Source organism: Streptomyces kanamyceticus (assembly GCF_008704495.1).
GTDB lineage: Bacteria > Actinomycetota > Actinomycetes > Streptomycetales > Streptomycetaceae > Streptomyces > Streptomyces kanamyceticus.
Genome location: NZ_CP023699.1, coordinates 7,243,730 through 7,262,639, shown reverse-complemented (window position 1 = coordinate 7,262,639; position 18,910 = coordinate 7,243,730). Strand labels below are relative to the sequence as shown.

15 protein-coding genes and 1 pseudogene are annotated in these 18,910 nt (G+C 71.7%); 9 read left to right on the top strand and 7 right to left on the bottom strand.

The genetic code is table 11. The annotated features are described in order from the left end of the window. Positions 1 to 20: 20 nt before the first annotated feature. From CP970_RS31380 to CP970_RS31360, 5 genes are all read right to left on the bottom strand, one after another. Positions 21 to 755: a dienelactone hydrolase family protein gene (locus CP970_RS31380; RefSeq protein WP_055548288.1), complete on the bottom strand. Its 735-nt coding sequence runs from the start codon at positions 753 to 755 to the stop codon at positions 21 to 23. 81 nt (positions 756 to 836) lie between these two features. Then, positions 837 to 1,817 carry an asparaginase gene (locus CP970_RS31375; RefSeq protein ID WP_055548289.1) on the bottom strand — a complete coding sequence of 327 codons (981 nt, stop codon included), beginning with the start codon at positions 1,815 to 1,817 and terminating at the stop codon, positions 837 to 839. Positions 1,818 to 1,862: 45 nt separating this feature from the next. Further along, positions 1,863 to 3,203, bottom strand: a complete 1,341-nt coding sequence (locus tag CP970_RS31370) for a DUF2252 domain-containing protein (protein WP_055548290.1) — start codon at positions 3,201 to 3,203, stop codon at positions 1,863 to 1,865. A gap of 186 nt (positions 3,204 to 3,389) precedes the next feature. Then, complete coding sequence (locus tag CP970_RS31365) at positions 3,390 to 4,361, bottom strand: alpha/beta hydrolase family protein (RefSeq protein ID WP_055548291.1); 972 nt, start codon at positions 4,359 to 4,361, stop codon at positions 3,390 to 3,392. A gap of 116 nt (positions 4,362 to 4,477) precedes the next feature. Next, entirely contained in the window at positions 4,478 to 4,798 is a 321-nt protein-coding gene (locus CP970_RS31360; RefSeq protein ID WP_055548292.1) for a hypothetical protein, read from the bottom strand. A 168-nt stretch (positions 4,799 to 4,966) separates the two neighbouring features. Here CP970_RS31360 and CP970_RS31355 point away from each other — a divergent pair. From CP970_RS31355 to CP970_RS31335, 5 genes and pseudogenes are all read left to right on the top strand, one after another. After that, positions 4,967 to 5,367, top strand: a pseudogene (locus CP970_RS31355) (ArsC/Spx/MgsR family protein). A 144-nt stretch (positions 5,368 to 5,511) separates the two neighbouring features. Further along, positions 5,512 to 5,982, top strand: coding sequence for a hypothetical protein (locus tag CP970_RS31350; protein WP_055548294.1), 471 nt, complete (start codon positions 5,512 to 5,514; stop codon positions 5,980 to 5,982). 171 nt (positions 5,983 to 6,153) lie between these two features. After that, positions 6,154 to 7,182 (top strand): glutamine synthetase, encoded by a 1,029-nt coding sequence (gene glnII / locus CP970_RS31345; RefSeq protein WP_055548295.1) that lies wholly within the window; start codon positions 6,154 to 6,156, stop codon positions 7,180 to 7,182. Between the two features lie 385 nt (positions 7,183 to 7,567). Continuing rightward, positions 7,568 to 8,158, top strand: coding sequence for a winged helix-turn-helix domain-containing protein (locus CP970_RS31340; RefSeq protein ID WP_150494253.1), 591 nt, complete (start codon positions 7,568 to 7,570; stop codon positions 8,156 to 8,158). 61 nt (positions 8,159 to 8,219) lie between these two features. Further along, positions 8,220 to 9,212, top strand: a complete 993-nt coding sequence (locus tag CP970_RS31335) for an NAD-dependent epimerase/dehydratase family protein (RefSeq protein ID WP_055552206.1) — start codon at positions 8,220 to 8,222, stop codon at positions 9,210 to 9,212. A gap of 65 nt (positions 9,213 to 9,277) precedes the next feature. On the opposite strand, the gene CP970_RS31330 is transcribed toward CP970_RS31335, so the two are convergent. Then, a complete protein-coding gene (locus CP970_RS31330) occupies positions 9,278 to 11,509 on the bottom strand; it encodes an MMPL family transporter (RefSeq protein WP_169801266.1) in 2,232 nt (743 codons plus the stop codon). A gap of 232 nt (positions 11,510 to 11,741) precedes the next feature. Between CP970_RS31330 and CP970_RS31325 the strand changes: the two genes are divergently transcribed. Genes CP970_RS31325 through CP970_RS31315 form a run of 3 tightly spaced genes read left to right on the top strand, consistent with a single transcriptional unit; the run spans position 11,742 to position 15,078 of the window. Then, the gene (locus CP970_RS31325) at positions 11,742 to 13,019 is read left to right on the top strand and encodes a sensor histidine kinase (RefSeq protein WP_055552204.1); all 1,278 of its coding nucleotides are present in this window, start codon (positions 11,742 to 11,744) and stop codon (positions 13,017 to 13,019) included. Beyond that, a complete protein-coding gene (locus CP970_RS31320) occupies positions 13,004 to 13,654 on the top strand; it encodes a LuxR C-terminal-related transcriptional regulator (RefSeq protein ID WP_055552202.1) in 651 nt (216 codons plus the stop codon). Before CP970_RS31325 ends, CP970_RS31320 begins: the two co-directional genes overlap by 16 nt. A gap of 32 nt (positions 13,655 to 13,686) precedes the next feature. Further along, positions 13,687 to 15,078, top strand: a complete 1,392-nt coding sequence (locus CP970_RS31315) for a DUF1996 domain-containing protein (protein WP_055552200.1) — start codon at positions 13,687 to 13,689, stop codon at positions 15,076 to 15,078. Between the two features lie 10 nt (positions 15,079 to 15,088). Here CP970_RS31315 and CP970_RS31310 read toward each other — a convergent pair whose 3' ends face one another. After that, positions 15,089 to 15,508, bottom strand: a complete 420-nt coding sequence (locus CP970_RS31310) for a hypothetical protein (RefSeq protein ID WP_224058848.1) — start codon at positions 15,506 to 15,508, stop codon at positions 15,089 to 15,091. A gap of 141 nt (positions 15,509 to 15,649) precedes the next feature. Between CP970_RS31310 and CP970_RS31305 the strand changes: the two genes are divergently transcribed. Next, complete coding sequence (locus CP970_RS31305; RefSeq protein WP_150494251.1) at positions 15,650 to 18,781, top strand: alpha-N-acetylglucosaminidase; 3,132 nt, start codon at positions 15,650 to 15,652, stop codon at positions 18,779 to 18,781. Positions 18,782 to 18,910 lie beyond the last annotated feature (129 nt).

Sequence of the window (18,910 nt, the reverse complement as noted above, 5' to 3'; positions counted from 1 at the left end):
CCGCGCCGCCACGCCGTAGGTCAGTCCGCCAACGGCACGCACTCGGCGAGCAGTTCGACGACGTCGCGCCAGGCCCGCCGCGCGTGCAGCGGGTGGTGGCCGACGCCGGGGAGCACGGTCTGCTCGTGGTCGACAGGCGGGTGGTGGAAGGCGTGCTGGGCGCCGCCGTAGACCACCATGCGCCAGTCGACGCCCGCGGCCTGCATCTCGGCGGCGAACGCCGCCCGATGGTCCTGGGACATGATCGGGTCCTCAGAGCCGACCCCGGCCCACACGGGGCAGCGGATCCGCGCGGTCTCGCCGGGGCGGCCCGTGGCCAGGCCGTTGACCGTCCCGATGGCCCGCAGGTCGACGCCGTCGCGCCCGAGTTCCAGCGCGATGATGCCGCCGGTGCCGTAGCCGACGGCGGCGATCCGGTCGGGGTCGGTGCGCGGTTCGGCACGCAGGACGTCGAGTGCCGCGTGGCCGATGTCCCGCAGCCGCGCGGGGTCGGCGAGCAGCGGGGTCGTGCGCGCCAGCATCTCCTGCGGGTCGGTGAACCAGTGGCCGCCGCCGTGGAGGTCGAAGGCGAACGCCACGTAGCCCAGTTCGGCGAGGGCGTCGGCCCGGCGGCACTGGACGTCGTTGTGGCCCGCGCCCTCGGGACCGAGCAGGACCGCGGGCGCACGGCCGGTTCCCGCCGGCACCGCGAGGTGCCCGATCATCGTGAGTCCGTCGGCCGGGTACTCGACCGCGCGTGTGGTGATCGTCGTCATGGCACGGGACAGTACTGATCGCCGGGGCCAGGCCGGGCAAGAATTAGCTGTCGGCAGAGCGGCGCGGCCGACACCTCTCGTCTACGCCAACGCGCGGAAGGCATCGGCCACTTGGTGGTGGTCGGCGCCGTCCGCGAGGAGTGCGTGCAGCAGCAGCCTGGCCTTCGGGGCGTCCAGCGGGCCCGCGGAGACGAGGCCGCGCCCGAGCATGTCGTGTTCGGATCCTGGCCCCCGGTAGGTGTGGGCGAGCAGCGGGCCCGCGCCGGTGCGGGACGCGAGGACCACGGGGATGCGGGCGGCGAGCGCGGCGAGCGGTTCGACCAGCCAGGTCGGCACGTGGCCCGCCCCGAACGCCGCCACGACCAGGCCGCCGAAGCGATCGTCCACCGCGTCGAGCAGTTCGCCGCGGTCGCCGAGCGAGAGCGTGACCAGGGCGACGCGGGCGACGCGGGCGGCGGGGCGCAGCGGCAGCGGGTGGGCGACGGTGGGCCGCGCGGGGCGCAGCAGGACGCGCGGCCTGCCCTCGACGACCGTGCCGAGCGGCCCCGCGCCCGGTGACGCGAAGGTCGCCACGGACGTGGTGTGCGTCTTGCGCACGTGCCGTGCCGCGTGGATCTCGTCGGCGAGGACCGCCAGGACGCCGAGCCCCGCGCAGCCGGGGTCCGCGGCGACCGCGAGGGCGGCGGCGAGGTTGGCGGGCCCGTCGGCGCCGGGCAGGTCGGGGCGGCGCATCGCCCCGGTCACCACCACCGGGGTGCCGGGCGCGCAGGCCAGGTCCAGGAGGAAGGCGGTCTCCTCCAGGGTGTCGGTGCCCTGCACCACGACGACGCCGTGCCCCGCCCCGCGCGCCTTCTCGACGTGTTCCGCGAGGTCGGCGACGTCCTCGAAGTCCAGCGACGAACTGGGCAGCTTCCGTACGTCGTGGACCTCCACCTCTACGTCCGCGGGTGCCGTGCCCGTCGTGTCGGCGAGGAGCTGCGCCCCGGTCAGGCGGGGTGAACTGCCCCCGCCCCGCGCGGAGATGGTGCCGCCGAGGGTGAACACAGAAACGGTCTTCGCCATGTGCGTGTGCCTATCACACCCCGGGCAGCTCACACCCCGGGCAGCTCACACCCCGGGCAGCGCGCCGATAACTCCTGACTCGATCGCTGTCGTAAGTGCCGCGTGGTCCCTGGCGTTCTGCGCCGCGTAGCGCAGCGCGAAGTCCGCCACGGCCCGGTCGAAGGTGTCGGAGCCGCCCAGATAGGCGGCTATCGCCAGGCGGTCGCCCGAGCGGGCGTGGGCGCGGGCCAGGGCCGTGCCGCAGAGCCCGGCGTACCAGCGCAGTTCGGCCGTCGACATGGCGGTGATGTCCGCCGAGCCCTTCATGTCGCGCAGCTGGCGCCAGTAGAAGGCGCGGCCCTGGGGGCCCGTCATCCAGCCGAGGAAGATGTCGCCCGCGGCCTGGAGCAGCCGCTGGCCCGCCACCACGCGGTGCCCGGGGTGGAGGTAGGGCCCGCTCGGCAGCTGCTCCTCGACGACGGACCGCACCGCCTCCTTGATCTGCAGGAAGAGCGGGTCGCCCGGGTCGCGCCCGGCGAGCAGCACGATGTAGCAGCGGGTGCCGACGCTGCCGACCCCGACGACCTTGCGGGCGGCGTCGACGAAGCGGTAGCGGTCGAGGAGGAGGCGGCGCTCCTCGGAGAGCGTGGAGCGGTAGTCGCCGAAGATCTTGCGCAGGGCGGCCAGGTCGGGGGCGCCCGCGGGTTCGAGCAGCGGCGGGTCGTGGATGATGCGGCGGGCGCCGTCCACCACCTCGGTGAGCTTGCCGAGCGCCTGGAGGCTGGTGCGCCCGCGGGCGTGGGCGAGGCCCGCCTCGACGCGCTTGCGGTGGCCCGGGGAGCGGATGAGGTCCAGCACTTCGCGGGCGTCGAGGCGCTCGTACCAGACGGCGAGTTCACCGAGTCCGGCCAGGCGCCGCATGCCCTTGCGGTAGGCGGTCACGGCGTCCTGGGCGGCGTCGCGGGCGCCGTTCTCGCCCGCGCCGTTCCCGTGGGCGGCGACCGCGACGCTGGCGGCGAGCCGTTTGACGTCCCATTCGAAGGGGCCTTGGCAGGTCTCGTCGAAGTCGTTGAGGTCGAAGAGCAGGGCGCGCTCCGGCGAGGCGAAGACGCCGAAGTTCAGCAGGTGGGCGTCGCCGCAGAGCTGCACGGTGAGGCCGGTGTGCCGCTGGGCGGCGAGGTCGCCCGCCATGACGGCGGCGGCGCCGCGCAGGAAGGCGAACGGGGTCGCGGCCATCCTGCCGTAGCGGATGGGCAGCAGTTCCTGGACGCGGTCCGCGCCCTGGCGTTCCAGGACGGCCACCGGGTCGGGGCGGTCGGCCGAGGGGATCCAGGCCGCGTGCGAGGAGCGCGATGCGCGTCTGCGGGCCGCCTTGCCGGTACGGGCGCGTTCCTCCGGGGTGGTCATGCTCGCTCCCCTCTCACGCTCGCGGCGGACACCGGCCGCCCCGCGCTCGCCGCGGGCGCGGGGCGGCCCTCATCAGCAGCCAATGCGGCCGCGGTCGCCTGCGCATGCGGGGTACGCCGAACGGGTGAGCGCTCCCGGGCGCCGCGCGGGCCCCCGGGGACCGCCGTCGGCTCGGCGCCCCGCGACTCAGTGTCCCGCGGCTCGGTGTCCCGCGGGTGTCTCCTCGGCGGCCGCCCACGCCGCGACCTGCTTGGCGAGCGCGCCGCCCGCCCGGGTCCAGGCGAAGTGGTCGAGGCGGCCGCCCGCCTCGTGGGCGGTGTAGTGGCGGCGGGTGAGGCGGGCCGCCGGGACCTTGCCGACGAGGTGGTCGAGCGCGCCGGGCGGTGCGAAGGTGTCGCCCTCGACGGATACGGCGAGCACCGGCAGGTCGAGTTCGCGCAGCGCCGCCTCGTAGTCGAGCGCGGAGCCCTTGCCCGCGTAGCGTCCTGTGCGCCCCTGTCTCGCCCAGTCGCGCATGACGCCCTTGGGCTGGTCGCCGCCGAAGCGGAACAACTTGCCCGGCCAGCGGCCGAGGACGGTCGATGCCGCGGCGGCGAACAGCTCGCCGAGGAGCAGGGCCGGCCCGCGCAGCCGTCCGTACGCCCGGAACCAGACGGACCCCGAGGCGACGAGGACCACCCCGTCGACCGCGCCGCCACCGGACCCGGCGCCCAAAGCGGCGTACACCAGGCCGAGTTGCCCGCCCAGGCTGTGCCCGAGCAGGTGCAGGGGCGGCTCGGGGCCGAGCTCGGCGCGGACCGCCGAGACGATCGCGGGCAGGTCCTCCTCGACGATGGCGCGGTAGCCGTGGTCGAGGGCCGCGCGGTCGGTGACGTGCGGGGTCGCCTCGCCCTGGCCGCGCAGGTCGACGGTGAGCGCCGTGAGCCCCTCGTCGTGGAGTTGGCGCGCGAAGCGGCGGTAGAAGCGGGTGGGCGTGCCCATCGCGGGCAGGACGAGCACGGCGGGCGCGGGTGGCGGACCCGGCGCGGGCCCCGACCCCGACGGCAGGAAGCGGTCCGGCGCGGGGGCGAGCAGGGCGCGGACGGGAAAGCGGGCGCCGTCCGGGAGTTGGGCGGTGGTCAGGAGCGGCAGCTCGCCGACGGGTTGCTGCTGGGTCATGGGGCACAGCATGCCCCTTCGCACAATTGTCCGCACAGGCCCTTGCCGGGCCTGACGGGAAATGGGCGAAGTGCCGGGCCCACCGGGACGACTTCCCCGGCGGGCCCGGCACTTGCTCAGCGGCTGTACCGCATCAGCGCGCGCACCATGTGGCACGTGATGTCGGAGGGCGGATGGATCCCGATGTCCTCCGCCATGCGCCGTATCGTCGTGTTCTTCGCCTGGTTCGGCATCCATACACCCGCGTCGAGCAGGGCGATGGCCAGGCGCATGGCCTTGAGACGACGGTTGTGGGTGATGTACCACTCCCGGGGGCGTCCGGGCGGTAGGGCCTTCTTCTCCAGCGGTACGTAGGGCAGGTCGATCAGCACGGGCCTCGACGTGGACTTCGATGTCGACTTCGACTTCGTCTTCGATGTGAGTGCGGCAGCGGGCACAGGCATCCTCCTGTCGCGGTCAGGACCCCCCGTCGGGCGCCCTCGAACACTACTGTGATTCTACTGCGCGGCACTGACAATCGCCGCTGGCCAGACGGTCTTTGGGGTATTCGAACAGAACTCCGCCGCGAGCCCTGTTGCGGGTGATTCGCGGGTAGCGTGTGCGGCATGGAGATCTGGATCAACCCCGCCTGTTCGAAGTGCCGCAGCGCCCTCACCCTGCTCGACGCGGAGGGCGCCGACTACACCGTGCGCCGCTACCTGGAGGACGTGCCCTCCGAGGACGAGATCCGCGCCGTGCTCGACCGGCTCGGCCTCGAACCCTGGGACATCACCCGCACCCAGGAGGCCGCCGCCAAGAAGCTCGGCCTCGCCGACCGCGCGGCGTGGCCGCGCGACGCGTCGGGCCGCGACCGCTGGATCGGGGCGCTCGCCGGGCACCCCAAGCTGATCCAGCGTCCGATCTTCCCCAAGCTCTTAAGGAGCAGGGGAGACCCCACCCGGCAGACGACGGCACGGCCGTGGTGGCGCGGACCGAGGAGGCGGTGCGGGACGCGCTGTCCCGCTGACCGGACCCCGACCGGACCCCAACCGGAACCTGACCTCAGGTCGATGGCCAATACCTGGCAAACCGTTACAAACAGCTGCCTAGCGTTGAGGGCTCCACAGTCCACGCCCGGACGGACGATCCGGCGGACGGAAAGGAGCGCTCCGTGCGGAGCTGGATGTTCGGGGGTGTATACGGAACGGTCCTCGCGAGCGCGCTGCTGGCGGCGCTCCAGTCGGAGGGGACCCCCTATACGCCCTACTACGACGCGGCCTGGGTGATGGTGACCGCGGGCACGGCCGCCCTCGCGCACGGCTACGCGCACCACATGTCCACGCACCGGCCGGGCTCCGGCATCCACCGGTGGCGCCAGCTGGCCCTGACGCTCGTCGACGAGTGGCCGGTGATCGTCGCCTGCTGGCCCACCGTGCTCCTGCTGCTGCTCGCGGGCGCCTTCGGCTGGCCCGAGTCCCCCGTCACGTACACCGGGCTGCTCCTGAACGCCGCGCTCCTCTTCGCCTGGGGCACGACCGCCGCGCTGCGCGTGGGCTACCGGCGCCGCTCGGCCGTCCTGATCGGCGCCGCGGACGCGACGATCGGCCTGGTCATCGCGGCGGCCAACGCCGTCATCAAGTGAGGCCCGCCGGTGCCCGACGCGTGACGTCAGCCACACTCGCCCCAGGTAACACGGGGTTCACATGAGGGCAACGGTCGGGAAATCGCCGGTTGCCAGGCTGCCGCACATCACCACGGCACCGCAGCGCCCGCACGTTCTGCGCCGTACCGAGCGTTTTAAGGATGAGGCCCCGTGACCTTCAAGGCTGAGTACATCTGGATCGACGGCACCGCGCCGACCGCCAAGCTCCGCTCCAAGACGAAGATCCTGGCGGACGAGGCGAAGGGCGCCGAGCTGCCGCTCTGGGGCTTCGACGGATCCAGCACGAACCAGGCCAAGGGTCACGCCTCGGACCGCGTCCTCAAGCCCGTCTTCACCTGCCCCGACCCGATCCGCGGCGGCGCCGACATACTCGTCCTGTGCGAGGTCCTCAACACGGACATGACGCCGCACGAGTCCAACACCCGTGCCGAACTGGCCGAGACCGAGGCCCGCTTCGGCGCGCAGGAGCCGATCTTCGGCATCGAGCAGGAGTACACCTTCTTCGAGGGCGACCGCCCGCTCGGCTTCCCCGTCGGCGGCTTCCCCGCCGCGCAGGGCGGCTACTACTGCGGCGTCGGCGCGGACGAGATCTTCGGCCGCGACGTCGTCGAGGCGCACCTGGAGAACTGTCTGAAGGCCGGTCTCGGCATCTCCGGCATCAACGCCGAAGTGATGCCCGGGCAGTGGGAGTTCCAGGTCGGCCCGCTGGCTCCCCTGGAGGTCTCCGACCAGCTGTGGATCGCCCGCTGGCTGCTCTACCGCACCGCCGAGGACTTCAAGGTCTCCGCGACCCTGGACCCCAAGCCGGTCAAGGGCGACTGGAACGGCGCGGGCGCGCACACCAACTTCTCCACCAAGGCGATGCGCGAGGGCTACGCGCCGATCATCACCGCCTGCGAGGCGCTCGGCGAGGGCTCAAAGCCGCTGGACCACGTCAAGAACTACGGCGCGGGCATCGACGACCGCCTCACAGGACTGCACGAGACCGCGCCCTGGGACGAGTACAAGTACGGCGTCTCCGACCGCGGCGCCTCGGTGCGCATCCCGTGGCAGGTCGAGGTGGAGCAGAAGGGCTACATCGAGGACCGCCGCCCGAACGCCAACGTCGACCCGTACGTCGTGACGCGGCTCCTCGTCGACACCTGCTGCGCCGCCCTGGAGAAGGCCGGACAGGTCTGATCCCGACGCGTACGACGAGGGGGCGCCCACCGATTCCGGTGGGCGCCCCCTCGTCGTACGAGCGGCGTGAGCTGGCCCACCCGAGGTGGGGTGCATTTCCGGCCAAGAGCCGTCAAGAGGCCGTATCACTGGGCGAGAGGGAACTGCCGGTAACCGTCCCATCTGCTTCAATGGGGTCATGGGAAGCCACCGGATCACCGCGACAGGTCGTCACGACCTCGAGCCGTTCTGGCCCTCCCGTCAGCACCACGACTTCGACCGGGTGTGTTGCCGCGCGATGAACGCGCGGGCCTTCTAAAGCCGTTCACCCGGCCTTCGCCTGACGCGCACGACGTACGTCTCGTTCTCGACGACTCCTTCTTCGCGCGAAAGAGCTGACTTCACCATGGCGAACTCTCGTTCCTTCTCCGCCTCCCCCGCCCTCACCTCCCCGGCCCTCACCCCTCCCGTCTCCCCCGCCCGGGGACGACTGCGGGCCGTGGACCCCGACGAGGTCGTGCAGATCACCGACTTCCTGCCGCCGGGCGCCACTTGGCTGCCCGCGCCGCAGCACACCCTGCCGAGCCTGCCGGGCCAGCCGCCGATGGTCGGCTACCTCGTGCTCGTGCCCGCCGGACAGGAACCCGTCGCCGCGGAGCCCGTCCTGCCCGACGTCAGGCCCGCCGCCACCGGGCCCGTCAGGATCGACACGGTGCAGCGCGCCGCCGAGGTGGACGGGCGCGCGCTCGACCTCACGTACCTGGAGTTCGAGCTGCTCGCCCACCTCGTCGCGCACCCCCACCGGGTGCACACCCGCGACCAGTTGGTGACCACGGTGTGGGGCTACGGCCACGTGGGCGACGGCCGCACCGTCGACGTGCACATCGCCCGGCTGCGCCGCAAGCTCGGCGCCGACCACCGCAGGACGATCCAGACGGTGCGGCGCGTCGGGTACAAGTACGCGCCGCCCTCCGTCGCCGCCCCGACGCAGCGCTGATCATCTGCTGCGAGCAGAAACCTGTTCCCCTGGGCGGGGGTCCGGCGGCAGAGTCGACGGCATGAGACTTCTGATGCTGGGTGGTACGGAATTCGTGGGACGCGCGGTCACCGAGGCGGCCCTCGCCCGGGGCTGGGAGGTGACCGTCTTCCACCGCGGTCACCACGCTGCGCCCGAGGGCACCAGGGCCCTGCACGGCGACCGTCTCGCCGACGGCGGCCTCGCCTCGCTCGCCGACGGCGAGTGGGACGTGGTGGTCGACACTTGGTCGGCGGCGCCGCGGGTGGTGCGCGAGTCGGCCCGGCTGCTCGCGGGGCGCGTCGGGCGGTACGTCTACGTGTCGAGCGGATCCGTGTACAGCTACCCGGGCGAGGCCGGGTCCGACGAGAACTTCCGCCTGGTGGACGGCGATCCGGACGCGGAGGCCGTGAGCTACGAGGTGGACAAGCGGGGCGGCGAGCTCGCCGCCCTCGCCGAGTTCGGGGCCGAGCGGACGCTGCTCGCGCGGGCGGGGCTGATCCTCGGCCCGTACGAGAACATCGGGCGGCTGCCCTGGTGGCTGAACCGGGTCGCGCGGGGCGGTCCCGTGCTCGCCCCAGGACCCCGGGACATGGGCATCCAGTTCATCGACGTACGCGATCTCGCGGAGTGGATCGTCGACGCGGCGGCGGCCGGGCTGCACGGGCCCTACAACCTCGTCTCGCCCGTCGCGCACACCACGATGGGAGAGCTCCTCGATGCGTGTGTCGCCGTGGCGGGGGCGGCGGACGCGGAGCTGCGGTGGACGTCGTCCGAGGTGATCGCCGCCGCGGGCATCGAGCCGTGGATGGAGCTGCCGGTGTGGGTGCCGCCGGTCGGTGAGCTGTACGACACGTTGCACATCACGTCGTCGGAGAAGGCGGTGGCCGCGGGGCTGCGGGCCCGGCCCGTCGCCGAGACCGTCGCCGACACGTGGGGCTGGCTCCGGAGCCTTGGCGGGGTCGCTCCCCAGCGGGGGGATCGGCCCGTCGTGGGGCTTGACCCCGACAAGGAGGCGAAGGCCCTCGGGCTTTGACGTGGTGTACCCCCGGCGCCTTGTTCTTCTGCGCCGGGGGTACGTCACTTGAGCCCTATGCCTCCTTAACGGCCCGTCGGTACCGGGGCGTTGTGCCCACCCGTTCCGCCGTGCGGAACGCCTGCCCACAACGCGGACGGCTCGTCTGCCCGCGACGAGGCAGCCTCCTCCTCGCCGTGTGAGACCTTCGGCAGCCATGAGAGCCAGCGCGGGGTGTGCCAGTTGCGGTCGCCCAGGAGGGTCATCAGGGACGGGAGCAGGATCATGCGGACCAGCGTCGCGTCCAGCAGGACCGCCACTCCCAGGCCCACGCCCATCTGCTGCATGTCCTGCATGGACAGCGTGCCGAAGACCGCGAAGACCGCCACCATGATCACGGCCGCCCCTGTCACCGCGCCCGCCGTGCGGGTGATGCCCTCGCGGATCGCCGAGCGGTTGTCCATGCCCCGGTCGCGGGACTCGCGGATCCGGGAGACCACGAAGACGTGGTAGTCCATGGAGAGTCCGAAGAGGACGACCAGGACGAACAGCGGCATCCAGTTCTCGATCGCGCCGACCTTCTCCGAGCCGATCAGCTCCGCGCCCCAGCCGTGCTGGAAGACGGCGGTCATCACTCCGTAGGCGGCGCCCACCGACAGCAGGTTGAGCGCGATCGACGTCACCGCGATCACCAGCGAGCGGAAGCTGAACAGCATCAGGAGGAACGTCACCGCCGCGATGAAGGCGAAGACCGGGACGATGCCCTTGCTGAGCTGGTCGCTGAAGTCCTCGGACGAGGCCAGGTCACCGCCGACGTAGGCGTGGGCGTCCACCCCGTCGAACGCCGCGGGCACGGTGTCGTCGCGCAGGGCGCGCAGGGCCTTCTTCGCCTCGGCGTCGGTGCCGTCGCCCGGCAGCGGCACCGCGATCTCGGCGACGTTCGCCGCCTTGTGGACGGTGAGTTCGGCGCCGTCCCCCGCCTTCTTCGTCAGCGAGCCGAGCGCGGCGCGCACCGGCTGCGCCTGGATGTCGTCGGCCTTGACGACCACCCTGGCGGGCGCGGGACCGCCGGGGAACTTCTCGGTGATCTTCTTGTACGAGACGGAGAGCGGCGCGTCGGAGCCGAACTGCTTCTCCAGGCCCAGCTGTTCGGTCTTCATGCCGAGCGCGGGCGCGGCGAGCGCGAGCAGCACGACGGCGGCGGCGACGGCGAAGAACTTCGGGTGGTTCAGGACGGGCCGCAGGACGCGTCCCGCCACGGCGCCACCGGCGTGGGCGCCGCGCTTGGAGCGCCGGTTCAGGAAGGGGATGCGGCCCGCGTCGATGCGGTCACCGAGCCCGGCGAGCAGCGCGGGCAGGACCGTGACGGAGCCGAGCATCGCCACGCACACCACGAGGATGGTGGCGAGCGCGAAGCCCTTGAAGAGGAGCAGGCCGGAAAGGAACATGCCCGCCATCGCGACCATCACCGTCAGGCCCGAGACCAGGACGGCCCGGCCGCTGGTGGCCGCCGCGATCCGCAGGGCCGTCTCCGCGTCCCGTCCCGCCGCGCGCTCGTCGCGTTCGCGGCGCAGGTAGAAGAGGCAGTAGTCGACGCCGACCGCGAGACCCATCAGGAACATCACGGAGTAGGTCGTCTCGAACAGGTGCAGCTGGTGGCTGGCGAGGGACAGCAGGCCGAAGGCGCCCACGCACGCGGTGAGCGCGAGGCCCACCGGGAGCAGCGCGGCGACCACGGCCCCGAAGGCGACCAGGAGAATGCCGAGGGCCAGCGGCACCGCGGTGAACTCGGCCTTCTTCAGGTCGTCGGCGAGCAGGTCCGACAGGTGCTTCTGGGAGCTCGCGTCACCGAACTGGTAGACGGAGACGCCGTGCCCCGCCCCGTCCTCCTTGGCCCGCTCCACCGCGTCGAGCACGGGCTGTACGCGGTCGACGGCCTTGTCGGACGCGCCCTTGATCTCGAAGCGGAGCAACGCGTCCTTGCCGTCCTTCGAGGGCAGCGGCGCCTGGACGCCGCGCACCTCGCCGGTGGCGGTCAGCGCCTTCGACAGATCGGCCGCCGCGTCCCGCCAGCCGTCGGCCGTCCGCGCGCTGACCATGACGAGTTCGCCCGCGGGTTCGTCGATGTCCGCGTCCTTGAGGATCTTCTCGGCCCGGCCCGATTCGCCGACGCCCATCTCGTCCTCGGAGGCGGTGACCATGCCGGAGGCCCCGCCGATGACCGTGGCCAGGACCACGAAGAGCAGCCAGCCGAGGATGGCCGTCTTCCTGTGGTGTGCGCTCCACACACCGAGTCGTGCCGCGAGGTTGCGCCGCATGGCGTTTTCGCCCCCATAAGTCTGCGTCGGTAAGCGTCGGATAAGACGTCACTCACGCTAGAAATCGGGGGCTTCCCGCCCCAGCCGCCGAGACCCCCTCTGTCCGAAGCACAGGGCGAGCCCCGGGGGGTGTCGTCAGGTACACCCCCGCCCGGGTGAGGGGCCCAGTGACCCGCACCCCCGTGACCAGGGAGACTGTCCTTCTGACAGGCAGCTTGAGGAGAGGGACATCATGGGGACATCACGGGTGGGCAGGGCCGTGATAGCGGGTGCACGCGGCCTGTATCTATCGGTCGTCTCGCTGGCGGGCGGGATCATCTTCTTCGTCAACGCGGTCCTCGCGATCGCCTTCATCCCCCTCGGCATCGGCGTGCTCACCACCCCGGTGGTGCTGACCGGCCTGCGCAAGCACGCCAACCTGCGCCGCGTCCAGGCCGGTGAGTGGTCGGACGTCCACATCCCGATCCCGTACCGGCCCTTCCCGCCGAACATGCGACGGGGACTCATGGGGCAGGTCGACCGCTGCCACCTGATGCTGAAGGACCCGGCGACCTGGCGCGATCTGCAGTGGCTGCTCGTCGACATGACCGCGGGCTTCATCGTCGCGATCCTCGCACCCTCGCTGCTCCTCTACATGCTGTACGGCTGGGTGCTCGCCCTCGGCGTGTGGGAGCCCATCTACAACGCGGGCGGCGGCGAGTGGTACGCCTTCATCCACGTCACCTCGCAGACCACCGCGAACTACGCGGCCGCGCTCGGCACGGGCCTGTTCGTCGTCGGGCTCTTCCTGAACCCCGTCCTCATCCGCACCCACTTCCGTATGGCGCGTGGGCTCATCGCCCCCACCACGAGCATGCGCGAGCGTGAACTCGCCCTGCGCGTCGACCACTTGACGGAGACCCGGCACGACGCCGTGGACACGTCGGCCGCCGAGCTGCGCCGCATCGAACGCGATCTGCACGACGGGGCGCAGGCCCGTCTGGTCGCCATGGGCATGGACCTCGGCACCATCGAGGCCCTCGTCGAGTCGAACCCCGCCAAGGCCAAGGAACTGCTCGCCAAGGCCCGGCAGAACTCCGGCGAGGCGCTCACCGAACTGCGCGACCTGGTCCGCGGCATCCACCCGCCGGTCCTCGCCGAACGCGGCCTCGGCGACGCGGTCAAGGCCCTCGCGCTGCGGCTCCCCGTCACCACCGAGGTCGACGTGGAACTGCGGGGCAGGGCCGAGGCGCCGGTCGAGTCGGCGGCGTACTTCGCGGTCAGCGAGACCCTGACGAACGCCATCAAGCACGCGGGCGCCGAACGCATCTGGGTCGACCTGCACCACACCGACGGCATGCTGCGCATCGCGGTCACCGACAACGGCAAGGGCGGCGCCGCCGTGGGCACCGGATCCGGGCTGAGCGGTATCGAACGCCGACTCGGTACATTCGACGGCGTACTGGCCGTCAGCAGCCCGGTTGGCGGCCCGACCATGGTGACCATGGAGATCCCTTGCGAGTTGTCCTAGCCGAAGACCTCTTCCTGCTGCGCGACGGCCTGGTGCGGATGCTGGAGGCATTCGACTTCGAGATCGCGGCGGCGGTGGAGAGCGGGCCCGAACTCACCAAGGCCCTAGCGGAGTTGCAGCCGGACGTCGCCGTCGTCGACGTCCGGCTTCCGCCGTCCCACACCGACGAGGGGCTCCAGTGCGCGCTCGCCGCGCGCCGGGCCAAGCCGGGCCTGCCGGTCCTCGTCCTCTCGCAGCACGTGGAGCAGCTGTACGCCCGCGAGCTGCTCGCCGACGGCACCGGCGGCGTCGGCTACCTCCTCAAGGACCGGGTCTTCGACGCCGGGCAGTTCATCGACGCCGTACGCAGGGTGGCGGCGGGCGGCACCGCGATGGACCCGCAGGTGATCCAGCAGCTCCTCTCGCGGCGCTCCGCCGACCAGCCGCTCGGCGCGCTCACCCCGCGCGAGCGCGAGGTCCTCGAACTCATGGCGCAGGGCCGGTCGAACGCGGCGATCGCGGGGCAACTCGTGGTCACGGAGCGGGCCATCGCCAAACACACGTCCAACATCTTCGGAAAACTCGATCTTCCCGTTTCCGATGACGACAATCGGCGCGTCCTCGCGGTGCTCGCGTATTTGGACCAGGGACGCTGAACGCCTCGGATTCCTGATGCGTATGTACCCCCATGGGACGTACCTCACGTAAACGATCGAGGCTGGCGCGACGCATGGTCGCCGCGTCCGCGGCGTTACTCCTGGGCGGCGGCGGACTGATCGCCGTGAATGTCTACGCCAACGCCGAAGAAAGCGCGGATCAGCCTCCCCCACAGAGTGCCGGGCAGCAGGTGTCCACCATCAGCTGCCCGGACGTGGCCAATCAGCTTCCCGAAGTGCCGGACGCGGCGCGCGGCGATGTCGATCGGCAACTCGCCGCCCTGGACAGCCAGATCACACGGGCGTACGACGCGTTCGGCAAGGCACAGGCGCAGGACAAGGAGTCCGTGCTCCCGCCGCTGGAAGCGGAGCGCAGGGACACGCTGGGCGAGATCGCGCGGTCCATGGAACAGGCCGGTGAACGGCCCGACAACCTCGACAGCATGGCGCCTTGCACGCTGCGCGCGGCTGACCAGGAGCAGGGGCAGACCCAAGGCCAGAGCCAGGGCCAAGGGCAGGCGCAAGGGCAGAAGGGCAACGGACCCGAGGCCGGTGACTTCGTGGACATCAAGTCCGTCCGACCCAATGTCGACCGCCCCCGGGAACGCCGCGGCGCGTCCCTCGGCACCTTCACCACACAATGCGGACGGAACGCGAACGGCAAGTTCAATCCCGACAATGTCATCGTCGCGCCCGGTGTGAGCAATGGCGCTCACCACATGCACGATTACGTCGGAAATCAGGCGACGGATGCCTTTTCCAGCGATCAGGATCTCGCGAACGGCAGGACGAGCTGCCGCAATCAGGGTGACAAGTCGACCTATTACTGGCCCGTCCTGCGACTCCAGAACGGAAAGGACGAGAACGACGCGGGAGCGGACGGCGGCGGCAAGGACCAGAATGTCGGGGAGATCCAGACCCCGGCTTCCGTCACGCTGAAGTTCACCGGAAATCCGACGGGAAAGGTGGTCGCGATGCCGCGCTTCCTGCGGATCATCACCGGTGACGCCAAGGCGTTCACGAACGGCGACGCCAACGCCAACGCCTCCTGGAGCTGCACCGGATTCGAGAACCGGCAGCTGAAGGACAAGTACCCGATCTGCCCCCGGGGCAGCGACGTCGTGCGGACCTTCAGGTTCCAGAGCTGCTGGGACGGCCGCAACACCGACAGCGCCAACCACCGTACGCACGTCGCCTTCGCCGACCCCCGCACAGGCGCCTGCCCCCAGGGCTTCCGGGCCGTTCCCCAGCTGGTGCAGCGCATCGTGTACGACGTGCCGCCGGGGCCCGGCTTCGCCGTCGACTCGTTCCCCGAGCAGCTGCACAAACCCGTCACCGACCACGGTGACTTCATCAACGTCTTCGACCAGAAGCTGATGCGGCGCGTCGCGAACTGCGTCAACTCCGGTCAGCGCTGCACCTGACCACCCACCCTCAACCCCTCCCCATCCCCACCCCCATCTCCATCCCCGCTCCCCCACCCTGGTGGCCGCCGCCGTGCCCGTGCATTCCGGCGGCGGCCACCACGGTTCCGCCGAGCCGCTTGCGCAGCGCCGAGATGTCCTGGGCACCGCCGACCGCGACCCAGCTGGTGCCGACGAGGTACGTGCCCCCGTAATCGTTCGCCTCGTCGAGCCATTCGGCCTGGCCACGGGCGTTTGTAAAGGTTACGAACACGTAGTGCCGGGCACCGTTGTCACAGGTGGCCTGCCGCAGTTCGGCCGCGTCCGTCTGGACCTCGGGCCTGCACCGCGCCCTGGCCGCCAGCTGCTCCAGGCTGCCGCTCGCCGTATCCGGTGTGTCGTCACCGTCCGAGCCGCACCCCGCCACCGCAAGCAGCACTCCCATCGCCATGCCCAAAAGCGCGCTTCGCGCTGCCCTCATCGTCCCACCAGACCCTTCCGGCGAGCCGAACTCGCCATCTTCTTCCGCACCGTTGAGCACCTCGGGCCACGCGGATACCGTGCGCCGGGTCCTTCAACACAGGAGGTACACATGTCCGATCCGTCCCGCCGTACCGTGCTCGGCACCGCAGGAGCGCTCGGCCTCGGCGCCGCCGTCGGCGCGATGTCGCCGCCGGCCCACGCCGCCGGGCCCGGTGAACCCGCCGGGGGCCCTGCCTTCGATACGGATTCCGCGCGCTCAGCACTCAACAGACTCCTGCCGCACCACGCGGACCAGATCCGTCTCAGACTCGTCGCGGCGCGCGACCACGAGGACCGCTTCCGGGTCACCGGGACCACCGGACGGATCGAGGTGTCGGGCACCACGCCCGCGGTGCTGCTCACCGGCGTCCACTGGTACCTGAAGTACGTGTGCGGCGCCCACATCACCTGGAACGGCAGCCAGTTGAACCTGCCGACCCGACTGCCAGCACCCGCCAGGCCACTCGCACGCTCCACCTCGCTCCCCCACCGCTTCGCCCTCAACGACACCAACGACGGGTACACCGCGCCGTACGCCGACTGGGCGTACTGGGAGCGGATGATCGACGTACTCGCCCTGCACGGCTGCAACGAAGTCCTGGTGATCGCGGGCGCCGAAGCCGTCTACCACCGCGTGCTCAAGGACTTCGGCTACACCGACGCCGAGGCCAGGGCCTGGCTGCCCGCGCCCTCGCACCAGCCGTGGTGGCTGCTGCAGAACCTCTCCGGATACGGCGGGCCGCTCTCCGCCCAACTCATCGCCAACCGCGTCGAGTTGGGGCAACGCATCGTGCGACGACTGCGCTCGCTGGGCATCGCGCCGGTGCTCCCCGGCTACTACGGGAACGTGCCCGACGGATTCGTCCAGCGCAACGGCGGTGACGCCCGCGTCGTGCCGCAGGGCGTCTGGCACGGCTTCAAGCGGCCCGACTGGCTCGACCCGCGCACCTCGGCCTTCGCCAAGGTCGCCGCCTCCTTCTACCGTCACCAGGAACAGCTCTTCGGCCCCGCCTCGCACTTCAAGATGGACCTGCTCCACGAGGGCGGCACCGCGGGTGACGTACCCGTGCCCGACGCCGCGCGCGGCGTGGAGAAGGCCCTGCGCACCGCGCGGCCCGGCGCCACCTGGGTCATCCTCGGCTGGGAGGCCAACCCCCTGCCCGCGCTCCTGGACGCCGTCGACAAGAAGCGGATGCTCATCGTCGACGGGGTGTCCGACCGGTACGCGAGCGTCACCGACCGGGAGAAGGACTGGGGCGGCACCCCGTACGCCTTCGGCACCATCCCCAACTTCGGCGGACGCACCACGATCGGCGCCCGCACCCACCTCTGGAACGAGCGGTTCTTCGCCTGGCGCGACAAGGCGAACAGCGCCCTGGTGGGCACCGCGTTCATGCCCGAGGCCACCGACCGCGACCCCGCCGCCTTCGAGCTCTTCTCCGAACTGGCCTGGACGAAGACCGTGGTGGACCGCGCCGACTGGTTCTCCTCGTACGCCGACTTCCGCTACGGCGGAGCCGACCACGACGCGCGGGCCGCCTGGCGCGCGCTCAACGACACCGCCTACCAGCACACCGCCGTCGAGCGCAGCGACGCCCACGACTCCCTGTTCGCCGCCCGCCCCGACCTCGCGGCCAACCGCGCCGCCGAGTACGCGCCGCGCGCCCTCACCTACGACCCCGGGCGCTTCGACGCCGCGTTCGCCGGGCTGCTCGGGGTGCGCGGGCCGCTGCGGGGCAGCGCCGCCTACCGGTACGACCTGGTGGACGTGGCCCGCCAGGCCCTCGCCCACCGCAGCCGCCAGCTCCTGCCGCAGCTGCGGCGCGCCTACGCCCGCGGGGACCGGGCCTCCTTCGCCGCGCTGTCCACCCTGTGGCTGCGGTTGATGCGGCTCGGCGAGGAACTGACGGGGACCGTCCCCGCCTTCCTGGTCGGGCCCTGGATCGAGGCGGCCAGACGGATGGGCACGACGGACGCGGAACGGGCCGAGTTCGAGCGGACCGCGAAGGTCCTCGTCACCGTCTGGGGCGGCCGCGACACCTCCGAGGGCGGCAAGCTCCACGACTACGGCAACCGCGAATGGCACGGGCTCACGGGCGACTTCTACCTCCCCCGGTGGCAGCGGTGGCTCGACGAACTCTCCGACGCGATGGCCGCGGGGCGCGAGCCGAAGGCCGTCGACTGGTTCGCGGCCGAGGAACCGTGGACGCGCGAGCGCAAGAACTACCCGCTGCGGCCGGTCGGCGACGCCTACCGGACGGCTTCACGGGTCCGCGACGTACTCGCCCGCGCGCCCTACCAGGGCACGCTGGAGGTCACGGCCGACCCTCCCGCCCTGCCGCCCGGCGGACACGGGCGCGTCACCGCGCTCTTCCGCAACGTCAACGGCCTGCGCGCCACGGGGCGCGTCGACTTCGACCTGACCGGCGTCGACGCGGAGCCCTCCGGCCCTGTCTCCCTGGACCGGGTCGCGCCCGGCGGCACCGGGCGGGTCGCCTGGCGGGTCCGTACGCCGGGGACGCCACTGGACCGTCCGCTGCGACCGCTGCCGTACGAACTCGCGGTGCGGTACGGGCCGCAGGGAGAGTCGCGGATACGTACGGTGGCGGAAGGTTCCTTGTACGAAGCCGGTCCTCTCAGCGACGGCTGGCGGACCTACTCCAACAACGGCTCCGTATTCGGGGAGTTGGAGGGCCGGTTCGCGATTCACGGGGGCGGGGCGGACCTGTGGAAGGGAACGACGGAGTTCGGAACGCTGTACCGAACGGGAGCTCTGGCCCCCGGCGTCTCCGCGACGATCCGCGTCGACTCCCAGGAGACAACGGGCCCCTGGGCCCGAGCAGGCCTGATCGCCCGCAACTCCCTCGCGACCCCCGGCTCCCCCGGCTTCCTCGACCTCGCGGTCACGCCCGCCAACGGCGTAGTGCTCTCGTACGACACGAACGGCGACGGCACTCTGGACACGTACAAGCGGATCACGGGTCTCAAGGCCCCGGTGCTGCTGCGGTTGACGCGGGGGTCGGGGGGCGTGTTCACGGGTTCCTGCTCGACGGACGACGGGGAGACGTGGCGGACGGTGGCGTCGGTGACGGTGCCGGGGGCTGGGGGTGGCGGGGTCGATGTGGGGCTGTTCATGAGTGCGACGAATGGGGGTGACGGGGGAAAGGGCCTGGTGGAGTTCAGCGGGTGGCGTGTGGAGTAGCTGGCGGGTTTCCCTTGGGCTGGGGTCTGCGCCTTGTCTTCGTCTTGGGGGCGGGGCCGCGGGGGTATGTGCGTACTCGCCATCCCGGGGCGGAGGCCACTGGCCTTGCTTCCTTGCCCCGGTCTCCAC